Genomic DNA, 12,942 nt, shown 5'->3' with positions numbered 1-12,942 from the left:
TGGCGGCTGGGAGCCTTCGCGGGCCTGGCGATGCTGGCCCCGCACCTGTTCGGCGGGCTGAACCACCTGGACGTCGCCGCCGTCGGCCACCTGGTCGCCCTGCTCACCGGCGCGGCGGTCGGGCTGCTCCTCACCCGCCGCGAACCGGCCGCGCACACCTCAGGCCACGCGCCCCTCGGCGGGTTCGAGCGCCTCCTCGGCGGCCGCCGGGACGGACGCGGCCCGGCGAGGCGACAGCAGGGCGACGAGAGTGCCCACGAGCATGCCGGCGGCGGTGAGGAGCACCGCGGTACGGCTCCCGTCGGCGATCGAGGAACCGAGCGGTGATCTCCCGGCGCCCGCGTTGGCGACGGCGACGAGGACCGCGAGGCCGATGGCGTTGCCGAGGTTGAGCGTCGTGGAGGCCATGCCGGACGCGACGCCCTGTTCGTGCGGGGCGACGCCGGCCGCCGCGGCGATCCACATGGCGGTCCAGGTGACGCCCTGGCCCACACCCGAGATCACCAGCCCCGGGACGATCGCCGCATAGCCGCTGTCGGCGTGGAAGCCGAGCGCGAGGACGGCGGTGCCGGCCGCCCCCGTGAGCAGGCCGCCCAGGAGAGTGGCACGGGTGCCGAGACGAGTCGCGAGGCGCTCGCCGAGCTGGGTCCCGGCCGCGATCGCCAGCGAGGGCACGAGGAAGGCGAGACCGGTCCGCAGCGCCCCGAAGTGATGCACCGTCTGCAGCAGCACGGTCAGGAAGTACGGCAGGGTGCCGAACGTCGCCATGAAGAGGAACGTGACCGTGACCCCCGCGACGAGGCTGCGGTTGGCCAGGAGCCGGGGCGGCATCAGCGGATCGGCGCTGCGCCGCTCGACGACGACGAAGGCGGCCAGCAGCACCACCGCCAGAGCCGCGGCGATGATGATCACGGGGGATCGCCAGCCGATCTCGGGCGCCTGGACGAGGGCGAACACCAGCAGCGTCGCGCCGCCGGTCGCCGTCAGCGCGCCGGGCAGGTCGAAGGCACGGCCCTCAGGGCGTCCTCCGTCACGAGGAATGACGAACGTCGCGGCGACGGCGGCGAGGCCGGCCAGCGGCACGTTGACGAAGAAGACGGCGGGCCAGCCGAAGGCCTGCGTGAGGACGCCGCCGAGCAGGGCGCCGACGGTGAGGCCGCTGGCTCCGGCCCCGCCCCAGACGGCGAGGGCCCGGTTTCGCCGGCGCCCTTCCTCGAAGAGGGTGTTGATCAGCGAGAGGGTCGAGGGCAGTAGGAGCGCCCCACCGATGCCCTGGACCGCGCGGGCGGCCACGAGGGCGCCCGGTGCGCCTGCCAGCCCGCCGGCCAGTGAGGACACGGCGTAGATCGTGAGGGCGAGAACGAACATCCGGCGGCGGCCGAGCAGATCGGCGGCGCGCCCGCCCAGGAGCAGGAAGCCCCCCGCGAACACGACGTAGGCGCTGACGACCCACTGCTGGGTCTGGCCGGAGAAGCCCAGGTCGGCGCCGATCTCCGGTAGCGCCACGAACACGATGTTGAGATCGAGCGAGAAGATCAGCTGCGCCAGCGCCAGCAGGGCCAGGCTCCAGCCCAGCCGTGCGTGGCCGTCCGGCGCGGTGGATCTCGTGGTCATTGGTTCACCCTTCAGTGCGACTGTACGCATATTTGCGTACAGTACGTATATGCGTCAACTGACGTACGGTGGCACCGACAGGAAGGGCGGTGGGGAAGTGTTCGCAAGTACGCGTACGTACACTGGGTACGTGATCCCGCAGCACCCCGAGCGTCATCAGATCCGGTTGGAGAACGTCCTCACGGCCTTGGGGAACCCGCTGAGACTGCAGATCGTCCGCGTGCTGGCGGCGGGAGGGGAGCAGTCCTGCGGGACGATCCTGGACGGTGTGTCGAAGTCGACGCTGACGCGCCACTGGAAGGTCCTGAGAGACAGCGGGATCATCTGGCAGCGTCCCTATGGCCGGGAGAATCTGTTGTCCCTGCGCCATGACGACCTCGACGCGCGCTTCCCAGGCCTGCTCGACGCCCTGCTGGCCGCCGCCGAGATCAACGCCGCGGACGCCGGGGAAGTGGCGCGCGGCGCTCCGCGCTGACCGTCGGGAGCCGTCCGCGCGCGAAGATCTAAGCTGCCGGGGTGGCCCTGTTCTTCCGGCGGTTCGCGGTGCCGGTCGTCTTCGTCGCCGTACTGTGCGCCGTCTCCCTGGTGTACACCTACGCGCTGAGGCCGGCCGGGCAGCGTTCGCTGGTGGCCGCCGCCGCGACCAACCTCGCGAACCTCCGGTCGGATCCCCTCGGCGTGCTCCTCGCGTCGGCGTTCGTCTCCGAGAGCGGGCCGTGGGTGTGGCCGGTCTTCGCGGTCGTCGGGCTGTTCCCGCTGGTCCACCGCTTCGGCAACCTGCGGGTGCTGCTGCTCATCGGGGCGGCGCACGTCATCGGCACGCTGGTCAGCGAGGGGCTGCTGGCGTGGCGCATCTCGACCGGCGCGGAACCCGCCTCGCTGCGCTTCCTCGACGACGTCGGCCCGTCGTACGTGATCACTTCCGCACTGCTCGGCACGCTCCTGTACGGTTCCGCGTCCGCCGTGGGGGCCTGGCGGGTGTTCGCGGCGAGCGGCTGGTGGCGGCTCGCCGCGGCGGCGGCCCTGGGCGTGCTCGCCCCGTACATCTTCGCGGGGCTGGGGCGGCTCGACGTCGCGGCGGTCGGCCATGTCGTCGCGATGGTCACCGGAGCGGCGGTGGGGTTCCTGCTCCCGCGCCCGGTCGCGCCCGCCGGCGGAGCGGTCGTTACGGAACGGGGTTCTCGTCGTCGATGGCGGCCAGGCGCGCGGTGAGGTCGTCGACGAAACGGCCGAGGAGACGGCCGAAGTCCTGGCGGTCCTGTGCCGGCCAGCCGGTGAGGACGTCGGTGTACCAGCCGAGGATGGTCCCCAGGTAGCGCTCGGCCGCCGCCGCTCCCTCGGGGGTGAGCTCGATCAGCCGTGCCCGCTGGTCGTCCGGGTCGGTGGCCCGGCGCGCCAGTCCCCGCCGCTCCAGTTCGTTCATCTGCCGGGTGACGTGGGGGCCGACGACCTGCATGCGTTCGGCGATCTCGCCGATCCGCAGGGGCCGGTCGGCCATCTTCAGCGTGACCAGGACCGACATCGCCGGCTTGTCCAGGCCGAGGCCGACCCGCTCCATGGCGCGTTCGATCAGGCCGCTGCGGTTGAGCACGTGGCTGAGCTGGGTCAGCCTCGGGAACACGGCCATGAGGTCGAGGTCGGGGCCGCCGTCATCGCCGGCGGATCGAGTGTCGTCCATCACATCCCATTTAAATACCTAAGTTAGGTATATAGTTGCGTCAGGTGTCGCGGTGGTCGACGGATCGCCGCGCCACCGAAAAGGATACCTAAGGTAGATAAATAGTCGTTCCTCCTCGCGGGACGGCTGGACAGGAGCACGCAATGAGCCGTTCACCGAGAGGCACGGTCCTCGTCTCCGGGGCAAGCATCGCAGGTCCCGCGCTCGCCTACTGGCTCAACCGGTACGGGTTCGACGTCACGGTCGTGGAGAAGGCGGGAGCGCTGCGCGGCGGCGGTTACCCCATCGACATCCGCGGTACGGCGCTGGAGGTCGTCCGGCGCATGGGACTCGTGCCGCGGCTCAAGGACGCCCACGTCGACTCTCAGAAGATCACTTTCCTGGACGCCGACGGCGACCTGGTCACCTCCGTCCGGCCCGAGGTCCTCGTCGGCGGCGTCGAGGGCCGCGATCTGGAGGTACGCCGCGGGGATCTCGCCGAGATCCTCTATGACGCCGTCCGCGGCGAGGTGGAATTCCTCTTCAATGACTCGATCGCCACGCTCGACGACCACGAGGGCGGCGTGGACGTGACCTTCCGCGGCGGGACCCGGCGCACCTTCGACCTCGTCGTCGGCGCCGACGGCCTGCACTCCCACACCCGAGGGCTCGTCTTCGGGCCGGAGGAGCGATTCCACCATTACCTGGGCTACTGCTTCGCCGGGTTCACCATGCACAACGACTTCGGACTCTCCCACGAGGCCGTTCTGTGGAACGTCCCGGGCAGGGCCGCGGCCCTCTACGCCGTCGGCGACGGCGACGAACTGTTCGGCTTCTTGAACTTCACCCGTCCCGATCCGCCCTTCCACGCCTTCCGCGACCCCGACGCGCAGCGCGAGCTCGTCGCCTCCGTCTTCGCGGGCGACGGCTGGAAGATCCCGCGCCTGACCGCGGCCATGCGCACCGCCGACGACCTGTTCTTCGACGTCGTCAGCCAGATCCGGATGCCCCGATGGTCCGCCGGCCGGGTCGCGCTCGTCGGCGACGCCGCGTACGCGCCCTCGTTCCTCACCGGGCAGGGATCGAGCATCGCGCTGGTCGGCGCGTACGTGCTCGCCGGCGAGCTCGCCACCAGGACCGGCCACACGGAGGCGTTCGCCGCGTACGAGGACGGCGTACGGGCGTTCGTGGAGATGAACCAGGCGCTCGTCGGCAGGGGGGACGCCACCATGTTCCCCGGCAGCACCGAGGCCCTCGAACAGCGCAACGAGGCCCTGCGCGGCCTCACCTCCCTGCCCGCGGAAACCGGCCGCCCCGAGTACTCGGCGCTCACCCTCCCCGACTTCACCGTGGCGACCTGACCGGGGCCGCTCCAGCACCCGGAAAACCGGTTGCCGGGGCGGGGCCGGGTCGCGAGTCTGGGGCGGATGAACCCGGACGGACACGACCGCGCCCCGGCGATCGACGCCGCGCTGGTCCGGCGGCTCGTGCGGGCGCAGTTCCCCCAGTGGGCCGGCCTGCCCGTACGCCCGGTCGCCGATGACGGCTGGGACAACCGGACGTTCCACCTCGGCGACACGATGACCGTGCGGCTGCCCAGCGCCGAGGGGTACGCCGCGCAGGTCGACAAGGAGCACACCTGGCTGCCGAGGCTGGCGCCGCACCTGCCGCTGCCGATCCCCGTTCCGCTCGCCCGGGGCGTGCCCGCCGAGGGATACCCGTTTCCCTGGTCGGTCCGTGAGTGGATCGACGGCGAGACCGCGAGCACCGGGCGCATCGGCGACCCGGTCGTCTTCGCCACCGACCTCGCCGCGTTCCTCACCGCCCTGCGGAGGGTCGACCCGACTGGCGGACCGCCCGCCGGCCGGCACAACTTCTTCCGCGGCGGGCCGCCGGCCACCTACGACGCCGAGACCCGCGAGGCGATCGACGCGTTGAAGGACCGGATCCCGGCCGGCACGGTGACGGAGATCTGGGAGGCGGCGCTCGACGCCGGCCGGCAGGGGAGCCCGGTCTGGTTCCACGGCGACGTGGCCACCGGCAACCTGCTGGTCCGACACGGCAGGCTGGCCGCGGTCATCGACTTCGGCACCTCGGGCGTCGGCGACCCGGCCTGCGACGTGGCGATCGCCTGGAAACTGCCGACCGCCGAGAGCCGGCGGGCGTTCCGCGAGGCGCTGGCGGTCGACCCGGCGATGTGGGCGCGCGGCCGCGGCTGGGCCTTGTGGAAGGCGTTGATCACAGTGCGCCGCGACCGTGAGGGGACGGGGGACGACGACCGCGCCCGGTTCTCCGCCGAGTGGCGGACGCTCCAGACGATCCTCACCGAGTACGAACGGCGGTGTCCCTAGACTTCGCGGATGACCAGCGAGGATCTCCGTCTCACCGTTCTGGGTTCCGCGTCGCCGTACCCGAGCGTGGACAACCCGTGCTCCGGCTACCTGGTGTCCGGCGGAGACACCCGGGTGTGGGTGGACGCGGGCACCGGGACGCTGGCGCAGCTGCAACGACACGTCCGGTTGGACGAACTGGACGCGATCTGGATCTCGCACCTGCACGCCGATCACACCGCGGACCTGCTCACCGCCTACTACGGCGCCCTGTTCGCCGACGTCCGGCTCGAAGCTCCGATCCCTCTGTACGGCCCGCCGGGCGTGGCCGACCGGCTGGCGCACTTCCTCACCAACACCTCCGCCCGCAGCCCCATCGAGTCCGCCTTCGCCGTCGATGAACTGCATGACGGTCATCGGGTGCGCGTCGGCGCGCTCACGCTGACCAGAGGCAGGGGCAGGACGGCTGATCGTCACGCATGTCGGACCCTTCCTCACCCCACGGCAGGCGGTCGCCCGTGCGGCGGCCCGGTTCACCGGCCCGATCGACTACGCCGCGCCCGGCACGACCTTCCCGGTCGGCTCGGCCGCGACGGATTGACGATCTTTGAAGCGGGCGGAGTGTCCGCTCAGGTGGGCGTGGCGCGCAGGCCGGCGAGCAGGATGTCCGCGGCGAGCCGCCAGTCGGTGCCGGCGGTGATGGCGGCGCCCAGGCCGACCATCATGCCGTTGTAGGTCTCGGCGGTGACCTCGGGCCGGAGCGCGCCGGCGTCGTGCGCGCGGCGGACGAGCACGGTGAGCCGGTCGCGGAACGCGGCCTCGTCCTCGGGCGTGGTCTCCTTGGCGGGAAGGTCGGGGAAGACCTCCCGCAGGCCCGCGTCGCGGCTCATGGCCTCGGCGCCGCGGTGGACGTACTCGGTGACGGCCGTCCAGGGGTCGGTCGTGGCGAGGGCGCGTTCGAGGTTGGCGGTCCGCTCGGCCGTCCACTCGGCGCGCATGGCGCCGATGAGGGCCCTCCTGGTGGGGAAGTTGCGGTAGAGCGTGCCCACGCCCACTCCCGCGCGCCGGGCGATCGGCTCCATCTGCGCGGCGGCGCCCTGTTCGGCGAACACCTCACGGGCGGCCTTGAGGATCCGCTCGCGGTTGCGCCGGGCGTCCGCGCGCATCGGTCGCTCCTCTTCGGCCTTCACACGGCCCGAGTGTAGTGCGCCCGGAACCGGAGGTCCGGGTCCGGATGACCTCGGCTCAGGGGAGGGCGGTGACGTACAGCCAGGCGCCGTCGTGGAGGACGAAGCGGCTGTTCTCCTCCAGCGCACCGGGGCGCTTCCGCCTGACGAAGTGGGCGCGGAAGCGCACGGTCCCCTCGGTGTCGAGGAGGCGTCCGCCCGTGGTCGCCAGGATCTCCAGCCGCTGCCACCGCAGGGCGGGGTCGAAGTCGATCCGCGGCGGGCGCGTCGACGGGTGCCAGGTGCGCAGGAGGTACGCCTCGTCCTGGACGCCGAAGGCGCTGAAGCGCGACCGCATGAGGCGTTCGGCGGTCGGCGCGTTCGCGTCGCCGCGGTGGAACCGCCCGCAGCAGTCGTCGTACGGCGCGGGCAGCCCGCACACGCAGTTCACGTTGGAGGAGTCCGATCCGGGCACGCCCCTCATTGTGCCGTGACGGCCGCGAGCTCCCCGGCGGGGAAGGCCACTTCCACGATGAGGCCGCCCTCCGGGCGGGCGCGGGCGGTGACGGTGGCGTCGTGGGCGGCCGCGATGGCGCGGACGATCGACAGGCCGAGGCCGTGGTGGCCGTCGTTGCGCGCGGTGCGGTCGCCGAGGCGCTGGAACGGCTCGAAGAGCCGGTCGACCTGCTCGGCCGGGATGACCGGCCCGGTGTTGGCCACGGAGAGGACGGCGCGTCCGGCGACGGTCGCGGTGGTGACCTCCACCCACCCGTCCGCGTGGTTGTAGTGCGTGGCGTTGTCGACCAGGTTGGTCACCAGGCGTTCGACGAGGGTCCGGTCGCCCGAGGCCGGGGCCGGCGCGGTGTCGGCCCCGACGCGCAGCAGGGCGGCCTCCGGACGGGGGGCGAGCAGCACGTGGTCGGCGATCGTCGCCAGGTCCAGGGGCCGGCGCCGGTCGAGGCCGCGTTCGCTGCGGGTGAGGGTGAGGAGCGACTCCAGCAGGCGTTCCTGCTGCTCGCTGTTGACCAGCAGCCGTTCGAAGGTCGCCTGGAAGGACGACAGCGTGGCCGCGCGGTCGGTGAGGGTCTCCTCGAGCAGCGCGTGCTGGAGCGTCAGTGGTGTGCGCAGCTCATGGGCGGCGTTGGCGACGAAGCGCTTGTGCGCGTCGAGGGCGGTCTCCAGCCGGCCGAGGAGGCCGTCGACGGTGTCGGCCAGGTCCTTCAGCTCGTCGCGGGGGCCGCCGGCGGCCAGCCGCTCGTGGACGTTGCGCGCCGAGATCTGCCGGATCGCGGTGGTCATGGTCTGCAGCGGGCGCAGCACCCGCCCGGCGACCAGCCAGCCGAGCGCGATGGAGATCACCAGAGTGATCGCCAGCGCGATCCCGGACTGGACCAGCAGCTCGTGCAGTTCGGCGGCGTGCTGGCGGGTCGCCCCCGTCCGGGCCCGCGCCAGGTCGTCGGGGAGCGGAAGCGGTTGAGCGCCGGGATCGGACGCCGGGTCCCTGTGAAAGCTGAGGAAGACGAGCCGGCCCGTCGAGTTGCTGACGAGCAGGTAGGTGACGGCGAGCAGGACCGCACCGGAGACCGCGAACAGGGCGCCGTACAGCAGGGTGAGGCGCAGCCGGACCGTACGGGGCGGCAGCCGGCGGATGAGGAGCAGGAGGCGCATGGGCGTCAGATCCGGTAGCCGGCTTGGGGAACGGTCTCGATCACGGGCGGCGCGCCGAGTTTGGCCCGCAGCCGGTTGATCGTCGCCTTGACGGTCGTGGTGAACGGGTCGGCCGCCTCGTCCCACACCCGTTCGAGCAGTTCTTCGGCGGAGACGGCACGGCCGTCGGCGGTGAGGAGGTACTCCAGCACCGCGAGCTCCTTCGGGCTGAGCGGCAGGCGCATGCCCGCGCGGGTGGCGACGCGCTGTGCCGGGTCCAGCCGCAGGTCGCCGTGGGTCAGGACGGGGGGCGAGGCGGTCCGCGAGCGCCGGGCGACCGCACGGATCCGCGCGATCAGCTCGGCGTAGGCGAACGGCTTGGGCAGGTAGTCGTCCGCCCCCATGCTGAGGCCGTCGACGCGGTCCTCAAGGGTGCCCGACGCCGTCAGCATCAGCACCCGGGTGGCCTGCGCCACCAGGGTGCGGCAGACGTCGTCGCCGTGGACGCCGGGCAGGTCCCGGTCGAGCACGACCACGTCGTAGCCGGTCACCGCCGTACGCTCCAGCGCGTCCTCGCCGTCGTGGGACAGGTCGACGGCCATCCCCTCGCGGCGCAGGACCCTCGCCACCGACTCGGCGAGCTCGACGTGGTCCTCGACCACCAGCACCCTCATCGCCCGCGTTCCGCGAGGTGGGCGAACGACCGATTCATGGTGTCGAGAATGCCCGATACCCGGTCACAGCCGGGTCACAGGTCCGCGCACCGCCCTGTGACCGCCTCGTCCGTACGGTCTCCGGCACATCCCACCGATGCGAAGGAGCAGGACATGAACGGACGAATGAGGAGCGCGGCCCTGCTGGCCGTGGCGGCGGCGGCCTTCGGGACCGCGGGCTGTGGCGGGTCCGGCGGCTCGTCGAGCGCGTCGAGCTCCGCCGCCGCCGGCGGCAAGGCGACGACCTCCACCAAGGCGGTGCGGTACGCCCAGTGCATGAGGACCCACGGCGTGCCGAGCTTCCCTGACCCGACGGCCGACGGGCGGTCCACGATCATCATGAAGAAGGGCACCGACATGGACCCCGACAGCCCGAAGTTCAAGGCGGCGCAGCAGGCGTGCAAGGCGTACGCGCCGAGCGGGCAGGCGAGAGGGGCCCAGGACCCGAAGCAGCAGGCGCAGATGCTGAAGTACGTCACCTGCATGCGCCAGAACGGGGTGCCGGACTTCCCCGACCCGCAGAACGGGGCCATCATCTTCAAGGGCGGCCCGGGGCAGGGCGTCGACCCCAACTCGCCGCAGTTCAAGGCCGCGACGCAGAAGTGCCAGAAACTGCTGCCCGCCGGCGCTCCCGGGGCCGGTGGCCAGTGACCATGAGTGTCTCCGAGTCGGACGCCGAGGCGCCCGAAGCGCCCGACACCACCGGCGCGCCCGGCCGCGCGAAGCGGCGCCGGTTCCGGCGCGGGAGGTCGGTGGCCGGCGTCATCGTGGTGCTGGCGGCGGGCGGTGCGATCGTCGCCGTGCATCCGTTCGGCGGCGGGGAGGGGACGCCCCCGCCGGCCGGCGCCGGCGGCTCGCTGGTCCCGGTACGGCAGGGCCCGTTGTCCGCCCAGATCAGCCAGAGCGGCACGCTCTCGTACGCCGCGCAGGACGACGGCACGCCCTACTCCGTGATCAACCAGGTCCCGGGGATCTACACCTGGGCGCCGAACGCCGGCGACCAGGTCAGGTGCGGCCGGATCCTGTACTGGGTGGGGGACACGCCGATCGTGCTCCTGTGCGGCACCAGACCGGCGTACCGGAACCTGTCCCTCGGCGACCGCGGCCGGGACGTACGGGAGCTCAACGCGAACCTGGTCAAGCTGGGGTACGCGAAGAAGTCGGAGCTCGATCCGGACTCCCGCTACTTCGGCTCGGCCACCGCGGCCGCGCTCCAGAAGCTGCAGGACGAGATCGGCGCCGACGAGACCGGGGAACTGGATCTCGGCGACGCGGTGTTCCTGCCCGGCCCGCTGCGGATCACCAAGGCGACGGCCAGGCTCGGCGGCCGGGCGGCCCCTGGCGCGCCGGTCGCGGAGGCGACGTCGGCCGACCGGCAGGTGACCGTGGACCTCGACGCCTCCCAGCAGGCCGGCGTCAAGGTGGGCGACAAGGCGCAGATCACCCTGCCGGACAACACCGTCACCACGGGGAGGGTGACCCGCATCGGCACGGTCGCCACGTCGTCCTCCTCCGACGACCAGGGCTCCTCCAACACCACCATCCCGGTCTACCTCACGCTCACGCGTCCGAAGGTCGCGGGCGACCTCGACCAGGCCCCGGTGCAGGTGCAGATCACCACCGACGGCGTGAAACAGGCGCTGATCGTCCCGGTCACCGCGCTGATCGGGCAGGTCGGTGGCGGGTACGCGGTGGAGCGGGTCGACGCCCGCGGCGTGCACCAGACGGTGCCGGTCACGCTCGGCCTGTTCGACAACGCCGACGGGCTGGTGCAGGTGTCGGGGAACCTGGCGGCGGGCGAGCGAGTGGTGGTGCCCTCGACATGAGCGCCGAATCCACCCCCGATGAGGCCGTCCCCGTCCTGGAGCTGGAGTCGGTCACCAAGACCTACGGCGAGCAGCCGCCGGTGGCCGCGCTGCGCGGCGTCGACCTCACCGTACGGGAGGGCGAGCTGGTGGCGATCGTCGGGCCCTCCGGCTCCGGCAAGACGACGCTCCTGCACGTCATGGGCACTCTCGACCGGCCCACCAGCGGCACCGTGCGGATCGACGGCGTCGACGTCGCGGACCTGGACGACCGCCGGCTGGCGGCGCTGCGGGCCCGCAGCATCGGGTTCGTCTTCCAGCAGTTCTTCCTCGACGAGCACAGCTCGGCGGTGGACAACGTGGCGAACGGGCTGCTGTACGCCGGGGTCCCCGTCGGCGAGCGGCGGGCACGGGCCGCCGAGGCGCTCGCCCGGGTCGGGCTCACCCACCGGGCGGGGTTCCGCCCGGCCAAGATGTCCGGCGGCCAGCGCCAGCGCGTGGCGATCGCCCGCGCGCTGGTCGGCCGGCCGGCGATCGTGCTCGCCGACGAGCCGACCGGCAACCTCGACAGCACGACCGGCGCGTCGATCCTCGAACTCCTGCACGAGCTCAACGCCGAGGGCGCGACGATCGTCATCATCACGCACGACGGCGGCCTGGCCGCCCGGCTGCCGCGCCAGGTGCACGTGCTCGACGGGCGGATCGTCTCCGACAGCGCCGTCGACGGCGTGCGCGTGCCGACGCCGGAGGAGGTGCCGTGAGGGCCGCGACCACGCTCGTCCCCACCCGGCTGGCCCTGGGCGACCAGGCGCGGGTGGCGAGCACCGGGCTGCGCGCCCGGCCCCTGCGGGCGGCGCTGTCCGCGCTCGGCATCGCCATCGGCGTGGCGGCGATCGTCGCGGTGCTCGGGCTGTCCTCCTCGTCCCAGGCGGGGCTGCTGTCAGAGATCGACCGGCTCGGCACCAACCTGCTGACCGCGAACAACGGGCAGTCCTTCACCGGGCGGACCGCGCGACTGCCGCTCGAGGCGACGTCGAGGATCTCGCACCTGCCGGCGGTCGAGCAGGTGGCCCACGTGGGCACCGTCGAGGACGCCAAGGTGTACCGCAGCCCGCTCATCCCGCCGATCACCACCAACGCGCTGAAGGTCAGGGCGGCCAGCCTGAACCTGCCGTCCGTCCTCGCCACCTCGGTCGCGCAGGGCCGCTGGCTGAACTCCGCGACCGCCACCCAGCCGGTCGCGGTGCTCGGCGCGGTCGCCGCGCAGCGGATGGGCGTCGACCGGGTCTACCCGGGAGAGCGCGTCTGGCTCGGCGGCCAGTGGTTCTACGTCGGCGGCATCCTCGACCCGGCGGTGCTCACACCCGACATCGACACGAGCGTCCTGATCGGGTACCCGGCCGCCCAGCGTTACCTCGGCTACGCGAGCATCTCCCAGGGCAAGCTCGCCGTCGGGCCGCCCAGCACGATCTACGTACGGGCTCGGACCGACCACGTCGCCGACGTGCAGGCCGTGCTCGGGCAGACCGCGAACCCCGAGGCGCCGAACGAGGTCGACGTCAGCCAGCCGTCCGACGCCCTCACCGCCCGCGCGGCGGCGAGCGGCGCGTTCAACAGCCTGTTCCTGGGCCTCGGCGCCGTCGCGCTGATCGTCGGCGCGGTCGGGGTGGCGAACATCATGATCATCTCGGTGCTGGAGCGCCGTTCGGAGATCGGGCTCCGCCGGGCCCTCGGGGCGACGCGGGGGCAGATCCGCGGCCAGTTCCTCTCGGAGGCGATCATGCTGGCGCTGCTCGGCGGCGCCGCGGGCGTCGCGTCCGGCGCGGCGGCCACCGCCGTCTACGCGGGCACCAAGCACTGGGCCGTGGTCATCCCGGCCGAGGCATGGGCGGGCGGAATCGGCTCGGCCATCGCGATCGGCGCCCTCGCCGGCCTGCTACCGGCCCTCCGCGCCGCCCGCCTGTCGCCGACCGAGGCACTGCGCACGGTCTGACCGGCGAGGCCGGCGCG

General features: G+C 72.7%; 15 protein-coding genes. 9 read left to right on the top strand and 6 right to left on the bottom strand.

The genetic code is table 11. From position 1 onward, the window contains the following. Positions 1–159 precede the first annotated feature (159 nt). A complete protein-coding gene (locus QSK37_RS06340) occupies positions 160–1,614 on the bottom strand; it encodes an MFS transporter (RefSeq protein ID WP_285618229.1) in 1,455 nt (484 codons plus the stop codon). 130 nt (positions 1,615–1,744) lie between these two features. Between QSK37_RS06340 and QSK37_RS06335 the strand changes: the two genes are divergently transcribed. Further along, positions 1,745–2,089, top strand: a complete 345-nt coding sequence (locus QSK37_RS06335) for an ArsR/SmtB family transcription factor (RefSeq protein WP_285618227.1) — start codon at positions 1,745–1,747, stop codon at positions 2,087–2,089. Between the two features lie 41 nt (positions 2,090–2,130). Continuing rightward, on the top strand, positions 2,131–2,826 hold the full coding sequence (locus tag QSK37_RS06330) for a rhomboid-like protein (RefSeq protein WP_285618226.1): 696 nt from the start codon (positions 2,131–2,133) through the stop codon (positions 2,824–2,826). Here QSK37_RS06330 and QSK37_RS06325 read toward each other — a convergent pair. After that, a complete protein-coding gene (locus QSK37_RS06325; RefSeq protein ID WP_285618225.1) occupies positions 2,780–3,292 on the bottom strand; it encodes a MarR family winged helix-turn-helix transcriptional regulator in 513 nt (170 codons plus the stop codon). The two genes, QSK37_RS06330 and QSK37_RS06325, sit on opposite strands and share 47 nt — an antisense overlap. A gap of 143 nt (positions 3,293–3,435) precedes the next feature. Here QSK37_RS06325 and QSK37_RS06320 point away from each other — a divergent pair, with 143 nt between their 5' ends. From QSK37_RS06320 to QSK37_RS06310, 3 genes are all read left to right on the top strand, one after another. Next, positions 3,436–4,632 carry an FAD-dependent monooxygenase gene (locus QSK37_RS06320; protein WP_285618223.1) on the top strand — a complete coding sequence of 399 codons (1,197 nt, stop codon included), beginning with the start codon at positions 3,436–3,438 and terminating at the stop codon, positions 4,630–4,632. Positions 4,633–4,698: 66 nt separating this feature from the next. Further along, positions 4,699–5,622, top strand: a complete 924-nt coding sequence (locus QSK37_RS06315) for an aminoglycoside phosphotransferase family protein (RefSeq protein WP_285618222.1) — start codon at positions 4,699–4,701, stop codon at positions 5,620–5,622. 9 nt (positions 5,623–5,631) lie between these two features. Next, a complete protein-coding gene (locus tag QSK37_RS06310; protein WP_285618221.1) occupies positions 5,632–6,336 on the top strand; it encodes an MBL fold metallo-hydrolase in 705 nt (234 codons plus the stop codon). Here QSK37_RS06310 and QSK37_RS06305 read toward each other — a convergent pair. The 4 genes from QSK37_RS06305 to QSK37_RS06290 all read right to left on the bottom strand — a co-directional run bounded on the left by QSK37_RS06305 (position 6,231) and on the right by QSK37_RS06290 (position 9,088). Beyond that, positions 6,231–6,767, bottom strand: coding sequence for a TetR/AcrR family transcriptional regulator (locus QSK37_RS06305; protein WP_285618219.1), 537 nt, complete (start codon positions 6,765–6,767; stop codon positions 6,231–6,233). The genes QSK37_RS06310 and QSK37_RS06305 overlap by 106 nt on opposite strands. 79 nt (positions 6,768–6,846) lie before the next feature. Further along, on the bottom strand, positions 6,847–7,251 hold the full coding sequence (locus tag QSK37_RS06300; protein WP_432705526.1) for a YchJ family protein: 405 nt from the start codon (positions 7,249–7,251) through the stop codon (positions 6,847–6,849). Further along, positions 7,248–8,435 carry a sensor histidine kinase gene (locus QSK37_RS06295; protein WP_285618217.1) on the bottom strand — a complete coding sequence of 396 codons (1,188 nt, stop codon included), beginning with the start codon at positions 8,433–8,435 and terminating at the stop codon, positions 7,248–7,250. The genes QSK37_RS06300 and QSK37_RS06295 overlap by 4 nt, the downstream gene beginning before the upstream one ends. A 5-nt stretch (positions 8,436–8,440) precedes the next feature. Then, a complete protein-coding gene (locus QSK37_RS06290) occupies positions 8,441–9,088 on the bottom strand; it encodes a response regulator transcription factor (RefSeq protein ID WP_285570070.1) in 648 nt (215 codons plus the stop codon). A 153-nt stretch (positions 9,089–9,241) separates the two neighbouring features. Here QSK37_RS06290 and QSK37_RS06285 point away from each other — a divergent pair, with 153 nt between their 5' ends. Genes QSK37_RS06285 through QSK37_RS06270 form a run of 4 tightly spaced genes read left to right on the top strand, consistent with a single transcriptional unit; the run spans position 9,242 to position 12,925 of the window. Then, the gene (locus tag QSK37_RS06285; RefSeq protein WP_285618216.1) at positions 9,242–9,778 is read left to right on the top strand and encodes a hypothetical protein; all 537 of its coding nucleotides are present in this window, start codon (positions 9,242–9,244) and stop codon (positions 9,776–9,778) included. Positions 9,779–9,780: 2 nt separating this feature from the next. Next, the gene (locus QSK37_RS06280; protein WP_285618214.1) at positions 9,781–10,953 is read left to right on the top strand and encodes a peptidoglycan-binding protein; all 1,173 of its coding nucleotides are present in this window, start codon (positions 9,781–9,783) and stop codon (positions 10,951–10,953) included. Continuing rightward, positions 10,950–11,693 (top strand): ABC transporter ATP-binding protein, encoded by a 744-nt coding sequence (locus QSK37_RS06275; RefSeq protein ID WP_285618211.1) that lies wholly within the window; start codon positions 10,950–10,952, stop codon positions 11,691–11,693. Before QSK37_RS06280 ends, QSK37_RS06275 begins: the two co-directional genes overlap by 4 nt. Next, positions 11,690–12,925 carry an ABC transporter permease gene (locus QSK37_RS06270; protein WP_285618210.1) on the top strand — a complete coding sequence of 412 codons (1,236 nt, stop codon included), beginning with the start codon at positions 11,690–11,692 and terminating at the stop codon, positions 12,923–12,925. Before QSK37_RS06275 ends, QSK37_RS06270 begins: the two co-directional genes overlap by 4 nt. Positions 12,926–12,942 lie beyond the last annotated feature (17 nt).

Origin of the sequence: Actinoallomurus iriomotensis, assembly GCF_030269445.1 — a bacterium.
Classification (GTDB): Bacteria; Actinomycetota; Actinomycetes; order Streptosporangiales; family Streptosporangiaceae; genus Actinoallomurus; species Actinoallomurus iriomotensis.
Note: the sequence above shows the minus strand (reverse complement) of the source record. Positions and strands in the feature narration are given on the sequence as shown.

Bases quoted from the DNA above. Each gene is read 5' to 3' on its own strand.
- QSK37_RS06310 (WP_285618221.1), top strand. From the start codon at position 5,632: ATGACCAGCGAGGATCTCCGTCTCACCGTTCTGGGTTCCGCGTCGCCG.
- QSK37_RS06285 (WP_285618216.1), top strand. From the start codon at position 9,242: ATGAACGGACGAATGAGGAGCGCGGCCCTGCTGGCCGTGGCGGCGGCG.
- QSK37_RS06320 (WP_285618223.1), top strand. From the start codon at position 3,436: ATGAGCCGTTCACCGAGAGGCACGGTCCTCGTCTCCGGGGCAAGCATC.
- QSK37_RS06315 (WP_285618222.1), top strand. From the start codon at position 4,699: ATGAACCCGGACGGACACGACCGCGCCCCGGCGATCGACGCCGCGCTG.
- QSK37_RS06300 (WP_432705526.1), bottom strand. From the start codon at position 7,251: ATGAGGGGCGTGCCCGGATCGGACTCCTCCAACGTGAACTGCGTGTGC.
- QSK37_RS06340 (WP_285618229.1), bottom strand. From the start codon at position 1,614: ATGACCACGAGATCCACCGCGCCGGACGGCCACGCACGGCTGGGCTGG.
- QSK37_RS06280 (WP_285618214.1), top strand. From the start codon at position 9,781: ATGAGTGTCTCCGAGTCGGACGCCGAGGCGCCCGAAGCGCCCGACACC.
- QSK37_RS06290 (WP_285570070.1), bottom strand. From the start codon at position 9,088: ATGAGGGTGCTGGTGGTCGAGGACCACGTCGAGCTCGCCGAGTCGGTG.
- QSK37_RS06295 (WP_285618217.1), bottom strand. From the start codon at position 8,435: ATGCGCCTCCTGCTCCTCATCCGCCGGCTGCCGCCCCGTACGGTCCGG.
- QSK37_RS06325 (WP_285618225.1), bottom strand. From the start codon at position 3,292: ATGGACGACACTCGATCCGCCGGCGATGACGGCGGCCCCGACCTCGAC.
- QSK37_RS06275 (WP_285618211.1), top strand. From the start codon at position 10,950: ATGAGCGCCGAATCCACCCCCGATGAGGCCGTCCCCGTCCTGGAGCTG.
- QSK37_RS06305 (WP_285618219.1), bottom strand. From the start codon at position 6,767: ATGCGCGCGGACGCCCGGCGCAACCGCGAGCGGATCCTCAAGGCCGCC.